The organism is Patescibacteria group bacterium (assembly GCA_024238995.1).
Taxonomy (GTDB): Bacteria; Patescibacteriota; Minisyncoccia; order Minisyncoccales; family JANBVM01; genus JANBVL01.
This window is the reverse complement of sequence record JANBVL010000011.1, coordinates 986-19661: the sequence shown is the minus strand read 5'-3', so window position 1 is coordinate 19661 and position 18676 is coordinate 986. Positions and strand designations below refer to the sequence as shown.

The 18676-nt window shown below is 31.9% G+C and carries 21 protein-coding genes and 1 tRNA gene; 16 read left to right on the top strand and 6 right to left on the bottom strand.

Features of this window, described 5'->3' with window-relative positions:
• The first annotated feature begins 91 nt into the window (after positions 1-91).
• Positions 92-1084, top strand: coding sequence for a peptidoglycan bridge formation glycyltransferase FemA/FemB family protein (locus tag KJI70_03430; protein MCP6718557.1), 993 nt, complete (start codon positions 92-94; stop codon positions 1082-1084).
• Between the two features lie 145 nt (positions 1085-1229).
• A complete protein-coding gene (locus tag KJI70_03425; GenBank protein ID MCP6718556.1) occupies positions 1230-1844 on the top strand; it encodes a sce7726 family protein in 615 nt (204 codons plus the stop codon).
• Here the strand turns inward: KJI70_03425 and KJI70_03420 are convergent.
• Genes KJI70_03420 through KJI70_03410 form a run of 3 tightly spaced genes read right to left on the bottom strand, consistent with a single transcriptional unit; the run spans position 1783 to position 4440 of the window.
• The gene (locus KJI70_03420) at positions 1783-2886 is read right to left on the bottom strand and encodes a beta family protein (GenBank protein ID MCP6718555.1); all 1104 of its coding nucleotides are present in this window, start codon (positions 2884-2886) and stop codon (positions 1783-1785) included. The genes KJI70_03425 and KJI70_03420 overlap by 62 nt on opposite strands.
• Positions 2879-4105, bottom strand: coding sequence for an ImmA/IrrE family metallo-endopeptidase (locus KJI70_03415; GenBank protein MCP6718554.1), 1227 nt, complete (start codon positions 4103-4105; stop codon positions 2879-2881). The genes KJI70_03420 and KJI70_03415 overlap by 8 nt, the downstream gene beginning before the upstream one ends.
• 5 nt (positions 4106-4110) lie before the next feature.
• Positions 4111-4440 carry a type II toxin-antitoxin system HigB family toxin gene (locus KJI70_03410; protein MCP6718553.1) on the bottom strand — a complete coding sequence of 110 codons (330 nt, stop codon included), beginning with the start codon at positions 4438-4440 and terminating at the stop codon, positions 4111-4113.
• Positions 4441-4746: 306 nt separating this feature from the next.
• Here KJI70_03410 and radC point away from each other — a divergent pair, with 306 nt between their 5' ends.
• Genes radC through KJI70_03385 form a run of 5 tightly spaced genes read left to right on the top strand, consistent with a single transcriptional unit; the run spans position 4747 to position 8447 of the window.
• Positions 4747-5415, top strand: coding sequence for a DNA repair protein RadC (gene radC / locus KJI70_03405; GenBank protein MCP6718552.1), 669 nt, complete (start codon positions 4747-4749; stop codon positions 5413-5415).
• Positions 5416-5463: 48 nt separating this feature from the next.
• On the top strand, positions 5464-5811 hold the full coding sequence (locus tag KJI70_03400) for a nucleotide pyrophosphohydrolase (GenBank protein MCP6718551.1): 348 nt from the start codon (positions 5464-5466) through the stop codon (positions 5809-5811).
• 2 nt (positions 5812-5813) lie between these two features.
• Entirely contained in the window at positions 5814-6911 is a 1098-nt protein-coding gene (locus tag KJI70_03395; protein MCP6718550.1) for a hypothetical protein, read from the top strand.
• Between the two features lie 40 nt (positions 6912-6951).
• Positions 6952-7647, top strand: a complete 696-nt coding sequence (locus tag KJI70_03390) for an HNH endonuclease (GenBank protein ID MCP6718549.1) — start codon at positions 6952-6954, stop codon at positions 7645-7647.
• Positions 7648-7661: 14 nt separating this feature from the next.
• Positions 7662-8447: a PD-(D/E)XK nuclease family protein gene (locus tag KJI70_03385; protein ID MCP6718548.1), complete on the top strand. Its 786-nt coding sequence runs from the start codon at positions 7662-7664 to the stop codon at positions 8445-8447.
• A gap of 117 nt (positions 8448-8564) precedes the next feature.
• On the opposite strand, the gene KJI70_03380 is transcribed toward KJI70_03385, so the two are convergent.
• Entirely contained in the window at positions 8565-9215 is a 651-nt protein-coding gene (locus KJI70_03380; protein ID MCP6718547.1) for a hypothetical protein, read from the bottom strand.
• A 293-nt stretch (positions 9216-9508) separates the two neighbouring features.
• Here KJI70_03380 and KJI70_03375 point away from each other — a divergent pair, with 293 nt between their 5' ends.
• Entirely contained in the window at positions 9509-10300 is a 792-nt protein-coding gene (locus KJI70_03375; protein MCP6718546.1) for an FtsQ-type POTRA domain-containing protein, read from the top strand.
• Here KJI70_03375 and KJI70_03370 read toward each other — a convergent pair.
• Together KJI70_03370 and KJI70_03365 are read right to left on the bottom strand one after the other, a co-directional pair.
• Positions 10277-12046, bottom strand: coding sequence for a glycosyltransferase family 39 protein (locus tag KJI70_03370; GenBank protein ID MCP6718545.1), 1770 nt, complete (start codon positions 12044-12046; stop codon positions 10277-10279). The two genes, KJI70_03375 and KJI70_03370, sit on opposite strands and share 24 nt — an antisense overlap.
• A gap of 13 nt (positions 12047-12059) precedes the next feature.
• Positions 12060-12977, bottom strand: a complete 918-nt coding sequence (locus KJI70_03365; GenBank protein MCP6718544.1) for a magnesium transporter CorA family protein — start codon at positions 12975-12977, stop codon at positions 12060-12062.
• 109 nt (positions 12978-13086) lie between these two features.
• Here KJI70_03365 and KJI70_03360 point away from each other — a divergent pair, with 109 nt between their 5' ends.
• The 8 genes from KJI70_03360 (at position 13087) to KJI70_03325 (ending at position 18553) form a co-directional block, all read left to right on the top strand.
• Positions 13087-13263 carry a hypothetical protein gene (locus tag KJI70_03360; GenBank protein ID MCP6718543.1) on the top strand — a complete coding sequence of 59 codons (177 nt, stop codon included), beginning with the start codon at positions 13087-13089 and terminating at the stop codon, positions 13261-13263.
• Between the two features lie 140 nt (positions 13264-13403).
• Positions 13404-13712, top strand: coding sequence for a hypothetical protein (locus KJI70_03355; protein MCP6718542.1), 309 nt, complete (start codon positions 13404-13406; stop codon positions 13710-13712).
• 177 nt (positions 13713-13889) lie between these two features.
• Complete coding sequence (locus KJI70_03350; GenBank protein MCP6718541.1) at positions 13890-14600, top strand: hypothetical protein; 711 nt, start codon at positions 13890-13892, stop codon at positions 14598-14600.
• Between the two features lie 2 nt (positions 14601-14602).
• Positions 14603-15088: a nucleotide exchange factor GrpE gene (locus KJI70_03345; GenBank protein MCP6718540.1), complete on the top strand. Its 486-nt coding sequence runs from the start codon at positions 14603-14605 to the stop codon at positions 15086-15088.
• Between the two features lie 30 nt (positions 15089-15118).
• Positions 15119-15400, top strand: coding sequence for a DUF3467 domain-containing protein (locus KJI70_03340; GenBank protein MCP6718539.1), 282 nt, complete (start codon positions 15119-15121; stop codon positions 15398-15400).
• A 49-nt stretch (positions 15401-15449) separates the two neighbouring features.
• Positions 15450-17372 (top strand): molecular chaperone DnaK, encoded by a 1923-nt coding sequence (dnaK, locus tag KJI70_03335; GenBank protein ID MCP6718538.1) that lies wholly within the window; start codon positions 15450-15452, stop codon positions 17370-17372.
• Between the two features lie 5 nt (positions 17373-17377).
• A complete protein-coding gene (dnaJ, locus tag KJI70_03330; GenBank protein MCP6718537.1) occupies positions 17378-18454 on the top strand; it encodes a molecular chaperone DnaJ in 1077 nt (358 codons plus the stop codon).
• A 26-nt stretch (positions 18455-18480) separates the two neighbouring features.
• A tRNA-Lys gene (locus KJI70_03325) sits at positions 18481-18553 on the top strand.
• Positions 18554-18676: the final 123 nt, after the last annotated feature.

Genomic DNA, 18676 nt, shown 5'->3' with positions numbered 1-18676 from the left:
TTGATTTTTGAAAAAATTAAACCTTTTTTAAATTCTGAAAATGTGATTCTTTTAGAAGGAAGAATTTCAAAAAAAATCAAAGATTTAATTTATGGAAATTAAAGAAATTTTTGAAAAAAATGTTTGGGAAGATTTTTTAAAAAAATGTGAGGAAAAAACATTCCTGCATTCTTGGAATTGGGGGGAGTTTAATGCGTTGATGGGGGATAAGATATGGAGGTTTGGTGTATATGATAATGAATTGATTGGTGTTGCTTTAGTTATTAAAGTTAAAGCTAAAAGAGGGGATTTCTTGTTTATTCCTCATGGACCTGTTGTTTCTAGGGCTAAAGCTTTGGTTTTGAAAACTTTAATGAATAAGTTAAAAGTTTTAGCTGATTCTGAGAGAGTAAGCCATATTCGTGTTGCTCCTGTTACTGAATCTGGTTTGGTTGTGTTTAAAAAGCTTGGTTTTCGTAATGCTCCTACATTCGTTCATCCAGAATTAACTTGGGAATTGGATATTACTTTGGGTGAAGATGAGTTGGTAAAGAGTATGCGAAAAACCACTCGTTATTTGGTTAAAAAAGCTATTAAAGTAAATGTTGAGATTATTGAAGCTGATGGTGTTGAAGAATTTGATAAATTGTATCAGCAGACTAAAGAGCGTCAGCACTTTACACCTTTTGCTTTGAATTATTTAAAAAATGAATTTAAGTCTTTTTCTAAAGATGGCCAGATTTTAGTTTTATTGGGAAAGTATAATAATGAAGTAGTTGCTTCTGGAATCTTTGTTTTTTGGCAGGGAATTGGTTTTTATCATCACGGCGCTTCTTCCTTAAAATATCCTAAAATCCCCGTTTCTTATTTGCTTCTTTGGGAAGCTATTAAAAAAGCAAAACAAAAAGGATGTGAGAAATTTAACTTTTGGGGAGTTGTTTCTGATGAAGAAAAAAATCACCCATGGTACGGACTCAGCTTGTTTAAAAAGGGCTTTGGAGGCCAAGCCAAAAAATATGTCAAAACCCAAGATTTTGTGACAAATAAGAGGTATTGGTTATCATTTTTAATCGAAAAATTAAGAAAAATTAAGAGAGGATTATAAGTTCTAATAACGTGCCCTATGGAGTCGCTCTAAGTGTTTGATGTTTAAAAATACTTTTACACAGTTTTCAGTTAATAATTTTATGATAAAATAAAACTGTAATTTAGTTAAATAGATATTGTTTAAAATAAAAGATCCTAAATTCATGCTCACTAGTGATAAATTAATCCGAAAAGCTTTCAAAAAGGATTTAAAAAATCATTATAAGAATAGCCATCGCACAAGAATTATAGAGGAACTAGGAATTATTCATGGTGCGGCTCGAATTGATATAGCTGTTATTAATGGCGTAATCCATGGGTATGAATTTAAGAGTGACATTGATACCCTGTACCGTTTGCCGGAACAAATGAAAATATACAATACTACACTTGATAAAGTAACTTTAATAGTTGGAAAAAATCATTTATACGAGGCAATCAATATTGTTCCTGACTGGTGGGGTATTATGATTGCAAAAGTTAATACAGACAACAAAGTGGTTTTTTATACTATTCGTAAGGCAGAAAATAATCCAGAACAAGTGGGAATATCTGTAGCACGTTTATTGTGGAGGAAAGAGGCATTACAAATTCTAGAAGAAAAGAATATGGCAGTGGGATTTCGCTCTAAGCCCCGTGATTTAATATATAAGAGATTGGCTAGTGTATTAGATACGGAAACGCTTAAAGAGCGAGTAAGATATACTTTGCTGGTTTCTAGGAAAGATTGGCGATCTGATTTGCAACTAATGCCAAGTGGTGATTTATACCAGTCCTAAGCCAGGTTTCAGTACTTCCTGTTCCCTTAATATCTTGTCCTCTATCTTTTGCTTTCATATATTTTGGGTAATGATTAGCTTTTTCAACAATATACTTATCGCCTTCGCTGAAACTTTCTCCATAAAATTTTTCAGTTTTTACTAACAATGCTGCACTAGCTAAGTACTTATCAAATTTCTGTTTTTTTCCTTTCATAATTAGCCATTCGTTTTCCAATGTATATTTAATACTTGTGGTTGGAGGAAAAAATTGATAATCCTCTCTATAAATAGGATGTTGAATTGTGTAGTCAGCAAAAGCTGGCTTTCTTCGTAACTTTTTATTATCAACATAGTTCTTCCAGTTTTTCCAATCAATTCGCGCTATAAAATTGTCTTCATCGATTTTACATTCAGATAGATTTTCGGGGAAAGAACCGCTCGCGAAAGTAAACGTTCGCCACTTTAATAAATTAGGAATGCGTTGGCTTAAGTTTAAATATTTAGCACATTTGTTGCCACTCTCTTTTGTCTTTTTAATATCTACTAATAAATTTATATCTTTCTCTTTCAATCCACTGGATGATAAAAACGTAATAATATCTTGATTCAGTTTCGTTAAATCAGGGAAGTCAAAGTTAGAACATGTTAATCGTAAACATACGCCGCTTTTGTTTTCTTTCGCTAAAGTACAAGCAATTTTTTTAATTTCTTGATCATCATTAAGATATATAACAGGAATAAAATTACCTCCAAGTTTATAACCTGTTCGTAAAATAGTATTAAGACTTTCGACTTGAAGTGGTGTAGTAAGTAACAAACTAATATCAACAAAGATTGGATCATAGCCCCAAATTTCTATAACTTTTTTTGCTTTTTGCGGTGCCTGTTTTTCAAATTCCGCAATAACATCTTCAAGCTCCTCCCCTGGTTCGTGCCTAGGCATTACGAATTGAACCAACGGAGTGATATATTTTCTGTGTTCTTCCGTCAATGCTTTTAATGCACCCTGTTCTGCGCGCTTCCATTTTAATATCGGTACATAATGTCTAAAATTAAACATGTTGTTTATTCCATACTTGATTAGGGAAAAATTTTCTGACCTTTGCTTCGTTTACGATTTTATTTAAATAAACATACTTATTCCCTTTATGCCTGATTTGTCCAGCAATAATAGCCACATGTACTCCAAGCTCCTTAGCCAAACTTTTTGCTGCCATAGAAGACGGAATGAGTCTGGCTGGACTGATTTCCCATTTAGCCCTTGGTAAAAGAGACTCTTCTGACAATGCATCAGCTTCTCGTTCCTTATCATCTATATCAATTGTTTTTATTCCTTCGATTTCATCGTAAAAAAGAGTTATGCCAATATCATAATGTAGGGCAATGTGTGCCAATTCGTGCATTAATGTAAACCAGAAATTATCTAATCGATCGTATCTAAGAGTTAATCCTATAACTGGATTATCTTTGTTAATTAAAATTGTTGCTCCATCTAAGTGGGTTTTAGGAAGGTGACGTTCAATTACCAATATAATCCCATATTTTTTCAAATATTCTTGAGCTAATATGGGACCACTTTCTTCAACACTTAATTTTACCAACTTTTGCATAAAGTTAAGATCAACAACACCATGTTTATATTTCTTTGGCGTTTTTATTTTTTTGGTTTTTTTGAAAACACAAACAGCCCAAGCGGCTAATGCGCGTTTGTCTGTAAGCGGTGAAGATCTATAATTAGACTTACGTGACATTACAACAATTTCTGCAAGAGATCCTATTGGCGAAAAGAAGTTTTTTAGCAATTCCATTTTGTCATATTTTTTTAATGAAGCATCCCCAAAATAACCTCGTGCTTCCATCTCTGCTACGAGACGGCTATCCCAATTTTGATATTCCAAATTTCCAGCCAGATCAGACTTTTTTATAAGTACCTTAGCAGGAATTCCAAGCCCCGCCTCTAAAGCTCTTACCATTTTGAGAGTTAGTTGACGTTTACCTGAAAGAATTTCTGATACTCTGCTTCCGCTTCCAATGTAAGGAACCAAGTCTACCGGCTTCAAATTTTGTTGATTCATGCGGAATTTAATAGCTTCAATTGGATCTGGCAGAGATTCGGGGAATGACTTAGATTCATAATCTTGTACTAGCGTTACTAAAAGACTTAATTTCTCACTTTCTTCTGATTCAGGTTTATAGTCTTTGCCCATAAGCTCTTCAATTAATTTAAGAGCTTCTTTATAATCTTCTTCAGTTTTTATTACTTTAATTTTGGTTGTCATATTTATTATGTTAATTGCCAATTCATATACTCTTGATGAGTGCCGGCCTTTTTTATTAAAATAATCTTGTTCTTAAAATTTATTATCACAAGTAATCGATATTGATTTCCCTTTAAATTAAAAATAGCTTGGCCCCTTCCTGGGAAACTTGCACTAGCATACCGCCTCTTAACATCATGTGGTGTCTCCCAGTCTGCTGCTTCTACTTCAGCCTGCCAAGAATCAACCTGTGAAGAAACATCATTATAACGCCTTTTAAAATCAGAAAGTATTTTTTTCCCTATGAGTTCCATTGTATTAATTAATTTAATTACCCCTAAGGTTGTTACCATCATGGTAATAATAAAGAAAGCAATTTTATTTGTCAATAGGAAAATTAAGATGATATTTTATTTTTAAAAACTCTATTTGAAAAGCGATTTTCTCTCAAACCTTTTTGAAAAATAAGATGGAAACCAATCCCTTGAGGCACTTACAGCCTGGCTTCCCTACTAGGACTTGAGTATTTACCATTTTAAGCTTTGACTAGATTCTTTTCTTGTGCCTTATTTTTAGGAAGCAGTTGTGAGCATTTACGAAGGTGGTCTCAAGGGAATGAATTGATAAAAAGTAAAAATAAAGGTAGATTGAAGTAAGAAAACATGAAAATAAAAGAATTACCAAAAGTTGACCGACCGAGAGAAAAATTAGTTTTAAAAGGCGTCCAAAATCTAAAAGATGAGGAGCTTTTAGCGATTTTACTTCGAACTGGTCGAGAAGGAAAAAACGTAATTCAAACGGCAAGACAAATTTTAAACAAACATTCTAAAAAGAGATTATTGGGACTAAGTTATGGGGATTTGATTAAAGTTAAGGGCTTGGGTCCGGCAAAAGCTTGTACAATATTAGCGGCTTCGGAATTAGTTAAAAGAAGTTTAAAAATAGGCGAGGAAACCCTGCCTACGATTCATTCAGTAAAAGATATAATTGCCCAATGTAGTTATTTGCGAGACAAGACCCGTGAACATTTAGTTGCTCTTTATCTCAATGCACGTAACGAAATGGTTCATAAGAAACATCTTTTTGTTGGAACTTTAAATGCAAATTTAGTCCATCCTCGAGAAATCTTTGAACACGCTCTTATTGGTAATGCAGCCTCTGTTATTTTGGTTCACAATCATCCATCTGGAAATCCTGAACCCTCTGAAGTTGATTTAAAGATTACTAAAAGAATCATTGAGGCTGGCAAAATAATGGGAATAGATGTTCTAGATCATATTATTATTGCTAAAAACAAAGTGTTTAGTTTCAAAGAGAAAAAATTGATTTAGAAGCATGACAAAGATTAATAAAAAATAAATATAAAAAAAGACAATAACATGTCTGATATTAGGAAAATAATAGAAAAAATTAATAGATTTCGTGATGAACGTGATTGGATGCAATTTCATGATCCTAAAAATATGGCCGCATCTATCACTATTGAAGCAGCTGAACTTTTAGAACATTTTCAATGGAAGTCTAAAGAGGAAGTTAAACAATACATAAAAGATAATAAAGAGGAGGTTGCAGAAGAAATAGCAGACGTGCTTATTTATCTTTTTGAGCTTGCTGATAATTTAGGATTAGATGTGAAAGAAATTATGGATAAAAAAATAGATAAAAATTCTAAAAAATATCCTGTTAATAAAGCAATTGGCATTCATACTAAATATGATAAATTATAGATATGTTGCAGAATTATCTTGATAAAAAAGAATTTTATAGATTTACTGGTCCTCCAGAAAATTGGATTACTGCTATCAAATACATGACTTGGGGGCTTGAAAAGAAGCATTTTTCTACTTGGAAGAATATAGTGCCTGGAGATATATTTTTAATGCATTCTATGTCTACAGGCACTCGCTTAAGAGGTGTCAAATCTGCTATTATAGGTTTTGGTGTTGTGGGAGATGAATTAAAAAAAGAAAAAACTGAATATCTATGGATTCAAGAAAAAGAAAAACGTGTTAATAAATGGCCCTTACTTGTTCCATTTTCAGAAATCTATTTATTTAGTGAATTTGATTCTCCTCAATCTTTGCCAGATGTAGAGATTAATAATTTAGAACTTATAAATAAGCTTGCTGTTCGTTTACTTTTTAAAGCAATACCGCTTAAAGCTGTACAAGGATTTCCTGTGATGGGGTCATTTTCTAGAGTTAAACCTGATATAGTTAAAAAAATTCTTGATTATTCTGCTGAATTATTTTCTATTCAATCCTCACAAGCTGAAAGTTTAATTTATATTCCTTCAAATTTATTAAAATTTGAAAAATCAGAAGATATTTTTAGATATGGGACAAGCCTAATGTTTTTGGAAGATGTAAGTAAGAGAGTTATCAATCGTAGAAAATCCATGATAATTCGTGACAATACACTTCTTGAAAGAGCTAATAATGCCCATCAAGACACATTAGAAAAAATTAGAATTTTCTTTAAAAATAAAGATTATGAAGTGTATTTTAATAAACACATTGATCTTTTTGCTACTAATTTTAAGCAATCTTATTTATTTGAAGTAAAAAGCTATGAAAATAAAAATTTTATAGCTCAGGCTAGAAATGGTATTGCAAAATTATTTGAATATGAATATTTCGAGGTCAAGAAGTTTTACAATGATAATAAGTTGCCAGAATTAAAGACATTTAAAAGCTTAGCTTTTTCTAAAAAGCCCAAAAATATCGATTACGTTAATTTTATAAATTCTTTAAACCTTGGTGTTACTTTTTTTGAGAAGGATAAATTAAGTGCTGTCGGTAAAGTTATTGGTATAAATAAAATTTAAACATAATTAGTTTTTAAATAAAACTGGATTTTTAATTGTTATGAAAGATATTTTTCCATATAATGAAATAGTTTCTCGTGAAGGTTTTAATATTCAGAAAGGAATGAATTATCGACCTAAAGGAAAAAGATATTCCATTCTTTTAATGTCTGTTAGATCTGGTGCTCCTTATAATGATGGTTTTGACAAAGAAGGAAAATTGTTAATTTATGAAGGTGAGGATTTGACCAAAAGAGAAAAGGCGAGTCCTAAGAATTATGATCAGCCGTTTTTTACAAAAACAGGGAAGCTAACCAATAATGGTTTATTCTTAAAGGCAGTTGAAGATTTTAAATTTGGAAGAAAGAAAAAACCAGAGCTTGTAAAGGTTTATGAAAAAATAAGTAATAATGTATGGTCAGATAAAGGATATTTTCAACTTATTGATATGCAATTTAAGAAAAGCGAGGTTGAAAAAAGACAAGTTTTTAAATTTATTTTAAAACCAGAAGATTTAAAAGAAGATTTTTCTGAAGAAGATATTAAAGAATTCGAATTTTCTAGAAGAATTCCTACTGAAATTAAACAAATTGTTTGGGAAAGAGATAATGGAAAATGTGTAAAATGCAATGCAACAGAAAATTTACATTTTGATCATGTAATCCCTTATTCTAAAGGTGGTTCAAGCCTTAATCTTAAAAATATACAAATTCTTTGTGGAAAACATAATTTAACAAAATCAAATAAAATTGAATAAAAAAATCAAAAAAAATGAACAAATACAGAAAAAGACAAAGGAATATATATAGTCCTGATTTAAAAGAACCTTTTAGAATAAGCCGTTCAAAGATTGATCTTTTTTTACAGTGTCCTCGTTGTTTTTATTTAGACAGAAGAATAGGGTTGGGAAGACCAGGTATGCCTGGTTGGGCATTGAATAGTGCTGTTGATCATTTGCTTAAAAAAGAATTTGATTTGTTAAGAAAAAATGGAGAATCTCATGCATTAATGAAAGAGTATGGTGTAGATGCTGTGCCTTTTAAACATAAAGATATGCCAGCATGGAGAGATGATTATTATAAGTATCTTGGAGCTTCTGTGCTTCATAGAAAAAGCAATTTAGAGATTTGCGGTATTATTGATGATATTTGGGTTAATGAAAAAAACAAAGAGCTTTATATTGTTGATTATAAGGCAACAAGTACAAGCAGAGAGATTTCTTTAGAAGACGAGTATAAGCAGGGGTATAAGAAGCAGATGGAGATTTATCAATGGATATTCAGGCAAATGGGTTTCAATATTTCAAACACAGGATATTTCTTATTTGCCAATGCTGGCAAGAATCGTGATAAATTTGATGGAAAATTAGAGTTTAAAGCTTCAATTTTACCTTATAATGGAGATGATTCTTGGGTTGATCCTGCTATTATGGATCTTAAGAAGTGCCTTGATTCTGATGTTATTCCTAATGCTGGAGAAGGGTGTGAACATTGTGCGCGAGAGGGATTAATTAAAAAAGAAGGTGGTGATCATTGGCAAAAAGCTTTTGATCTGTAAAAATTTAAAAAAACAAATTTTAGATCAAGAATATCAGCTGTCTTAAGCATGGTTCGATGTTGGCTAATGAAAAGAGCAGACCTTAATTGGTCTGCGTTTTATTTTTTAAATATAGAATTATGCTTGTATTGGGATTCTAAGGCTGCAAGAAGGAGATAACCAGTTTGTGAATGGTGCCTTTTTCTTTAAGTAAGAATTCAGGACAACTTTACTTAATTTCATTTCCTTTTCTCCTTTTCTCCACACTTCTTCTCTTTGGCACGATACTCCTGCAATATTTTGCCAGCTCCCATTATATCTGGAGCCTAAGCTCCACAGATTATAAAACTCCAATATTCCAGTGTGTAGCACAAAAGATAACACCTCATAAGTGGTAAGGAGCCTTTTGTTTTTTCTATTAATTACTGTTTCTGGAGTAAATCCTCTGCTACTTGCAATATCTATATTAAAGATAAAATATGGTTTTTTGGGAATTTCAAGCAGATCGGTTATTTTCGATAAATCTAAGCCAATATTAATTTCGCCTCTGACCTTGTCTTTGTTTTGCACCATCCGTATTAATTCTTTCCAGCCTATTGAAGGCACAACGAGAAGAAAAGGAATGTTGCTGTCATTGGATAATTCTTCTTTAGCTATAGATATTACCTTATATCTTTTTGAGTTGAGCAGTTCCTGATCTAAATCGTTGCCAAAGCAACTATAAAGACCGAGCTTTTCAACTTGTGTATTATAGAATTTTTGGCATTCTCTGTCGTTCATGTTAATCACATTTTTAAAGGTACTCTTAAAATATATTATAATGCTTATATCTTTTTTTGTCAAATTATCTCGAACTTTTTTTATCTTAAATTTTCCCAAAAAAGAAGTTGTTTTTTTGTTGCTAAACAGCAAAAAGAAAGAGCTGAGGAAATGCTTAGTATTTTTAAAAATATTAAATCAGCACTATAAACAGGTTCTGACATCGTCTAAGATCTCTATGGCCATAGGACGCTATTTACATGCTGGATTTTTCTTAATTTTTAATACATATTGTATAATAACAATATGTGCTTTAATTTATCATGAGAAAATACCGCAAACCTCATAGAATCAAAAAGAAACAACCATTTTTCAAAAAAAAGTATTTCTTCCCAACTTTTTTTGGTTTTTTATTCTCAATTTTAATAATATATTTATTGGTTTTTTCAAGCTTTTTTCAAATTGAAAATATTGTAATTTCAGGAAATGAAAAAACTGAAGAAAATGAAATTTTAAAGATAGTTGAAAGCAAAATTCAGAAAACAATGTTTTTTTATTCAACAAAAAGCATTTTTTTAGCTGATATTAATGAAATTAAAAAAATAGCTTTAAATTCATTTCCTCAAATTGATGAGTTAGAAATTAAAAAAAGCTTTCCTAAAAGCTTAAATGTAATTGTAATAGAAAGATTAGGACTAGCAGTATTTTGTAATAATGATGACGATTGTTTTTTACTTGATCAAGAAGCAGTGATTTTTGAACCTTTACTTAATGAATCTGATTTGCCGAGAATTGAAAAGCTTAATGATGAAAAACAATTTAAACTTGGAGAGCAAGTAATAGAAGGGGATTTGGTTTTTAAAATATTAAAGGTTTTTTCAGTTTTAACTGAATTAGATATTAAAGCTGAAAAAGCTTTAATAGTTTCTAATGAAAGAATTAATGTTTTAACAAATGAGGGCTGGGAAATATATTTTAATCCTCAAAAAGATTTAAACTGGCAGCTGACAAAATTAGAAGCACTTCTAAAAGAACATGTTCCTTTAGAAGATAGGAGTAATCTTGATTATGTTGAGTTAAGATTTGGTGATTTAGCGCCCTTTAAGTACAAATGAGTTTTCAGGAATATTGTAGATGAATATTGATTTTCCTGCTCTTGTAACTGGCTGGTAATCATCCAGCCATTTATAATATCCAGAAGAGTGAGGAAAGCCAGGCACTGCATCGCCTCTTCCTCCCTGAAGCAGGGTTAAAGAGATTGCAAGCCATCCTTCTTGGGGTCCTTGTGAAGAATCCAGTCTTTCCCAGTTGTCGCCAAGATAATAATCCACATTTCCACCTCCAAAATAATCAATCTTCATTTTTTCAATATTGTTTTCATTAATATATTGAGTTAGTCTTTTTAAATCCTGGCCCCAATCATAGTTTGAATCAACCACATACTTATAACCATTGTCAGTTCCTCCTTTAATTTCATTAAAGTATGATAAGTAATGCGGGTAAACATTTACAGACGACAAGGCATACCAGCCAACAAGCGCAATAATCGTAAAGTTTAATGCGTTTTTTAATTTTTCTGAACCTATTTTTTCAAATCCTTTTATTAGTCCAATACTAACTAGAATATATGTAAAAGGAAAAACAGGTAAGACATGGCGCACTCCAATGTTTAAGTTTCCAGTAATTGATGTCAGCCAATATATTATTAAAAATAATGTCATTGAGAATGCTGTGAAGTTTTCTGAAATGCATTCTTTGGTCCTGTTTATTATATCAATCCAAAAAGGTTTTTTAACAACTAAAAGTGTCAACAGAAATGAAACTAGAGCCAAAATATGGAAGCTTAAAGGGACTTTTAACAAATACACAACTGGAAAGTAATACCACCATCCAGTATTTGAAATCATATTCATAAAATACGCTGTATTTCCCTGTCCAGTTCTCTGAACTGCCATAACTAATCCAAGCAAATAATGGCCAATGCTTCTTAGTATTGGCTTGTCTGCCATCCAGATAACAATATCTTTTAAAATAATTATTGGCGAATCAGCTAAGATAAAGCTTGTGTCTGCTAGTTGTTTTTCAACAGGGTAGTTTAAGGTGTGGAAATAATAGACAGGCAGGATTACAAAGATTGTACCAATTAATCCAACAACTGTTGAAAGAAGAATGTATTTTAAAAGACTTTGTTTTTTTAATAGCGCATAAACAACTGTAATTATTCCAAAAAAAGGAATCAATAATACTAAAGAAAATTTTAAAAGCATTGTAAATCCAAAAACAAGGCCAGCTTTAATGACATTCTTTTTTGAAGGGTTTCTTAAAAATTTAAGCCAAAAATATGTTGCCAACACAACACCTAATGTTGCTCCAACATCAGTTGCCACTAGTCTTCCATGAGCAATAAAGCTGGGGGAGAAAGTAAAAAGAGATAAGACTATTAAAGATACTTTGTTTCCAAATTCTTTTCTTGTCCAATAAAATAAAAACCAGGCTAAGGAAACAAGCATTAAAATCATTGGTATTCTTGCCCAGAAGATCATTTTATCAGCGTCATTTCCTGATTGATACAAAAGCTCTGCGCCAAAAACCCATTGTTCATTTACGCCTTGATTCCAGGCATAAGAATCATCTGGAAAGTTAAGGTCTAAAAACATTAAAGGCAGAGCTGCCAAATCTTTAATTAAAGGAGGGTGTTCTGGATTAATTCTAAAGTCTTGTTTGGCTAAGTATGAATAGCCAGCAGGAATATGGGACTGTTCATCCATTGTCAGAGCATCGTTTTGATAACTTAAAAAAGCTGTGACAGCCATTATTGAGATAAGAAAAAAAGCAATAATACTTGTTTTTTTATGTTCCATATATTTTAAATTTTTAAAGCCACTTTTTTTTACGAAAATATATTACCATTACAAAAAGAATTATAGCCATTAAAATGAAGATTAGCCAGAATCCTGCTGGAGAATCACTTAAAGGCAGTGATTTTGGGAAATTCATTCCCCAGATTGAAGCTATAAGCGTTAAAGGAAGCATAATAACTGAAAAGGTTGTTAGAACTTTCATTACTTCATTAATCCTTGTTGATAAAAGTGATTGGTTGGTATCTTCTAACGCCAAGATTGTTTCCTTGTCAGTTTCTAAATTATTTGAAACCCTTTCATAGGTTCCTAAAACATCAGAAAAGTGGGGGAGAAGTATTCGCCCAAAAAAAGTTAACCCTTCTTTTAATAAAGATTCTAAAACTTCTTTCTGCGGTTCAATTATTCTCCAGAAATTAATAATATCTATTTTAACAAGAGATATTTCTAAAACCATTTCTTTTTCCTGTCCGCTGAAAATGTATTTCTGGATATTATCAATCCGTTCATCTATTTTCTCTAGTTTTTTAAAGCAGTTTTTCCAAAAAGCGCTTAGAATATAGTAAACAAGCTGGCCAGATCCTTCTGACATATATGTTTGTTGGGATTGTTTGTGGAATCTGCAATTGTCAAAAAGGGTTTTTAAAGGAGGAATTGGCTTATAGTGGCTGGTAATCACTGCTTTTTTAGTAACAATAATACTTAATTCTCTTGAACTGGTTTTTCTTGTTTCAACATTATACATGGGATAATAAAGCACCATAAAAAGGTAGTCTTTATGACGCTCTACTCTTGGCCTGGGAGTTGGATTGATCAGCTCATCTAAAACCAATGGATGAATATTGAATTTCTTTTTTAGATAACGGACATCAGATTCAGTTGGGCTGTTAATATCAATCCATGTTAGTTTTTGAGTTTTAATGTCTTGCTTCATATTGTTTTATTGTAATATATTTTTGAAAAACCTGCTATTTTAATGTCTTGCCACTACCCTCTGTGTTTTATTGACAAACAACATAAACTTTTTTTAGAATTTAGATGAGGTGAACATAATAGCAATTGAACAGGAAGATTTAGAAGATTTGACTAAAGATTTGATTAAAGATTTGGCTGAGGTAGCTTCAATACTGAAACTAGTTATTCAATCAAACAAAGCTTTATTACCAGCCAGCAAGGAAAAGCTGGAAGAAAATCTAGATAAGATTATTAATAAATACTGAATAGTTTAAAAAGAGGATTGTCCTCTTCTTTAAAAGCCAAAGAAGAGAGTTTTTTTATTCATTTAGCCATGATCGTTATTTAAGCTTAGACAAAATTTATTCATATGATATAATATAATCAGTACACTAGGTGATGTTAAGTGAAAGAACAAATATTGGAAATTATTGATAAATTTTTTCAAAAGTATCCTTTGATTCCTCCGAATAAATCAGAGGAACACTGGAACTCAAAAGAGAAAGAAGAGAAAGAAAAGATAAGGTACTTCGTCGAATTGATTCAGCCACTCCCAAATCTTTTGTCAAGGGAATACTGGTTATATCTTAGATCAAGATTTCCTCTATCTGAAGAATTTTGGAAAAAGATTTTCAAAAAATTGGGAATTAAAGAGGAAAAACCGCCTTGTCTTCTTTATCCAAAGTTTTGGCAAGCTAAGCCTGTCAAAACCTAATTATGTTATTAAGAAACCGCTATTTGGTTTCGTTTTTTATTTACTTAACCATGGTTTATACTTTGTCTCGACAAATTGGGGGAATGTGACATATGTAGATATAGCAAGGAGGCGCTTTATTCCACAACAATTATTATCACTTGACTAGTCAGACTGCTAATTGTTATAATCTTCCATATGATAGCTGAGCGTCAAAAACTAATACTTGATGCAATAGTAAAAGAATATATTCATTCTGTTTTGCCTATTAGCTCTAAATTATTAGAAAAAAAGTATGATTTTGATATTTGCCCTGCAACTATTAGAAATGATATGCAGAAGTTAACCGAACTTGGATATCTTTATCAGCCCCATACTTCAGCAGGAAGAGTTCCTACTGATAAAGCTTATAGATTCTTTGTTAATAGATTGTTTGAAAATGATATTGAGGAGTTTGACAATGTTTTAGAGATTAAAAATGTTATTGAAAAGCAAAGTGAAGATGTTTTAAGATTTGCTTCACATCTATTGAGATTTTTAGCAATAAATTCTTCTAGTTTAGCAATGGCACATCTTTCTGACAGAGATTTTATTTGGAAAGAGGGTTGGGAAGAGGTGTTGAAAGAGCCTGAATTTGAAAAAAAAGATTTTGTTCATTCTTTTGCTGGTTTTTTAAAAACCTTTGAAAACAGTATTGATGATTTTAACCTTGATTCTGAGATAAGCATTTTTATTGGAAATGAAAACCCAATACCTGATGCTGATGATTTTAGTGTTATTACTTCAAAATGCTTGTTTCCAGATAAGAATGAAGCAATTTTAACACTGCTTGGTCCCAAAAGAATGGATTATAATAGGAACATTAGTTTAATGAATTCTTTAACAAAGTTATTGGAAGATATTAATTAATCATGGCAAAGAAAAAACAAACAAACATTAAAAAGACTGATAAGAAATTAGAAGATTGTGAAAAGCAAAAAAAAGAATATCTTGCTGGCTGGCAAAGAGAAAGAGCTGATTTTATTAATTACAAAAAAGATGAGCTTAAAAAAATTGAAGAGCTTGTAAAATATGCTAGTTTAGGTATGGTTTTAAAACTATTGCCGATCTTAGATAATTTTGACATAGCTGAAAAGAAAATATCAGAAAAATCAAAAAGTAATAAAAATATTAAAGGACTGCTTCAGATTAAAAATCAGCTTCAAGATTTTTTAAAAAATAGCGGCATTGAAACAATTGAGGTTTTAGGAAAAAAGTTTGATCCTGCATATCATGAGATTGTTGAGCTGGTAGAAGAAAAAGGAAAAGAGTCAGGGATCATTATTGAAGAAATACAAAAAGGCTATACGGTTCGTGGTAAATTACTAAGACCAGCAAAGGTAAAAGCAGTTAAGTAGTTAATAAATAAAAGTTTTAAAAATATCATTATGTCACAAGAAAAACAACTTAATATTAAGGCGAAAAACGAAGATTTAAAAGGCAAATATTCTAACATGATGCAAGTCTTGCACACAAAAGAAGAATTTATCTTAGATTTTTTCTTTGTTTCACCACCAGGTGGCATTTTAACTTCAAGGATTGTAATGAGCCCTAGTCATTTCAAAAGGATGATTAAAGCGCTTCATGAAAGTGTTAAGAAATATGAAAGAAATTTTAATGAGATTGAAGAAGCTAAAGCTCCCGAATCAAATATTGGTTTTAATGTTTAAGTAAATAATAAATAAAAAGCAATAAAAATTAAAGTAAAAAGTACAAAATATGAGTAAAATTTTAGGTATTGATTTAGGTACAGCTATCACAAAGATGGCTACAATTGTTCAGGGAGAGCCAAAGTGTTTAGAAACAAGAGAAGGTTCAATTCTTATGCCTTCTATTGTTGCGTTGTCAAAAAACAATGAAAGAATTGTTGGAGTGTTGGCTAAAAGACAGGCAATCACTAATCCAAAAAACACAATTCATTCAGTAAAAAGATTTATTGGAAGAAGATTTTCTGACCCAGAAGTTCAAAAAGAACTCAAGCGTTTATCTTATGAAACTAGAGAAAGAAAAGATGGTGGTGTTGAGGTTAAGATGGGTGATAAATGGCATACTCCAATTGAGATTTCTTCAATGATTCTTCAGAAAATGAAGATTGATGCAGAAGAGAAGCTTGGTGAAAAAATAGAGTCAGTTGTAATTACTTGTCCTGCTAATTTTGATGATTCTCAAAGAACAGCAACTAAAACTGCTGGAGAAATAGCTGGTTTTAAGGTGTTAAGAGTTATCAATGAGCCAACTGCTGCTGCTTTATCTTATGGTTTAGGAAAAAAGAAAGAAGAAAAAGTTGTTGTTTATGATTTTGGTGGCGGAACATTTGATGTGACAATACTTGATATTGTCCCTGGTGAAAAAGAAGATACTGTTGAGGTGCTGGCGACTGGAGGAGAAGCTCATTTAGGTGGAAATGATTTTGACCAGAATATTATGAATTGGATTGTTGATAAATTTAAAAAAGAACAAGGAATTGATTTGAGTAAAGACCCATTAGCTTTACAAAGATTAAAAGAAGCTGCTGAGAATGCTAAAATTGAACTTTCTTCAACTCAAGAAACTGAAATTAATCTTCCATTTATTACATCAGATTCAGCTGGTCCAAAACATTTAAATTACAAAATCTCAAGAGCTGAGCTTGATAATCTAAACAGGGATTTAATTAAAAAATCAATTAAAAGAGTAGAAGAAACTTTAAAAGAAGCAAAACTAACTAAAGATGATATTAATGAAGTGATTCTTGTTGGTGGAACAACTTTGGTTCCTGCTGTTAAAGATGCTGTTAAAAACTTCTTTGGTAAAAGTCCTAACACTTCAATTAATCCTGAGGAAGTTGTTGCAATGGGTGCTGCAATTCAAGCTGAAGTACTCAGGGCAAAAGAAGAAGGCCGTGCTCCAGAAGGAGGTATTAAGAGCGTGCTGCTTTTGGATGTATTGCCTTTGTCTTTAGGAATTGAGACCTTAGGAGGAGTAAGCACTGCAATGATTGCTAAAAATACAACCATTCCAACATCTAAAACTCAGGTATTTTCAACTGCTGCTGACAGCCAGCCATCAGTTGAAATTAATATTCTGCAGGGCGAAAGGCCAATGGCTGTTGATAACAGGTCATTAGGAAAGTTTGTTTTAACAGGAATTCCTCCGGCTCCCCGTGGCATGCCTCAGGTTGAGGTTGCGTTTGACATTGATGCCAATGGAATTTTAACTGTTACTGCAAAGGACAAAGCAACAAGCAAAACCCAATCAATTAAAGTTGAAGGTTCAATAGGCCTGTCAAAAGAAGAGATTGAGAAAATGAAAAAAGAAGCAGAACTTCACGGAGAAGAGGATAAGAAAAAAAGAGAATCTATTGAGGCTAAAAACATGGCTGATAACTTAATTTATACAACTGAAAAAACATTAACAGAAATGAAAGATAAAATATCTGATGATGTAAAAAAACAGGTTGAAGAAAAACTTGAAGCTTTGAAAAAAGTAAAAGAAACTGATAATATTGATGATATTAAAAATAAAACCCAGGAGTTGTCTCAGGTGATTCAGCAGATTGGTGCAGAGATTTATAAGAAAGCTGCTGAGGCTCAGAAACAAGCCGGGCCAAAACAAGAAAAACCCCAGGCCGAAGAAGGGGAGTTTAAAGAAAAAGAAAAATAACACAAATGAACAAAAATTATTACAAAATTTTAGGTGTTGATCAAAAAGCAACACAATCTGACATTAGAAAAGCTTATCATAAGCTAGCTCATAAATTCCATCCTGATAAAGGCGGTGATGAGAAAAAGTTTAAAGAGGTAAATGAGGCTTACCAGATTTTATCTGATCAGGAGAAAAGAGCTCAATATGATAAGTTTGGCAGGGTTTTTGAAAAAGGAGCTCAGCCAGGATTTGATTTTCAATGGAGCTGGGGCGGCGCTAACTCTGGCTTTGACTTTAATGTCGAAGATTTAAGTGATTTGGTTGAAGAAATGTTTGGTTTTGGCGGACAAAAAAGAAAAAAGGACTTAAGAAAAGGCAGTAATATTAAAATTGATCTTGCAGTTGATTTAGCTGATACTTTAAGAGGAATTGAAAAAAACATTGTGATTTTAAAGCAAATCAATTGTTCCCGCTGCAAAGGAGTTGGAGCTGAACCGGAAACAAAAGTTGTTGAATGTTTTTCCTGTCGCGGTACTGGCCATGTTCAGGAAGTTAAGAAAACATTTCTAGCCTCATTTACAAGATACATTACTTGTCCAGAATGCAGAGGTGAGGGTTACAGGCCTGAAAAACCTTGTAATGTCTGCAAAGGTGAAGGAAGAATGAAGGGTAAAGATGAAATTGCAATATTTGTTCCAGCAGGTGTTGATACGAACCAGCTTATTAGAGTTGAAGGCAAAGGAAATGCAGGGAGAAAGAATGGAAAACCAGGTGATTTATATATTAGGGTGCTGGTTAGAGACCATTCTCGGTTTAAACGCCAAGGTGATGACCTGCATGTTTTAGTGCCAATTATGTTTTCTCAAGCAGTGTTAGGAGATAAAATTGATATTGTGACGCTTGAAGGCGATACAATTGAGTTAAAAATTCCAGCTGGAACTGAATCTGGAAAAGTTTTTAGACTTTCTAAAAAAGGAATACCCCATTTTTCTGGCCATGGAAGAGGCAGTTTATACGTTAAGTTAAATATTCAAACTCCAAAAAAACTTACTAAAGAGCAAAAAGATCTTTTGAGAAAATTGCGTGTTGAAAAAATATAAAAGTGTGGTATTGTAAATTTGTGTTCGCCCCTATAACTCAACCGGCAGAGTAACAGCCTTTTAAGCTGATAGTTGAAGGTTCGAGTCCTTCTAGGGGCACTACTTATCAGTCCTCAAAATAAAAACAGATTAAACTGCCTGTTTTTTTAATGTTCCATTATATGATTTAGAAATTTTAGTAATAAAAAATTTACATTCTTGTATTGTTTAACTTTTAAATGT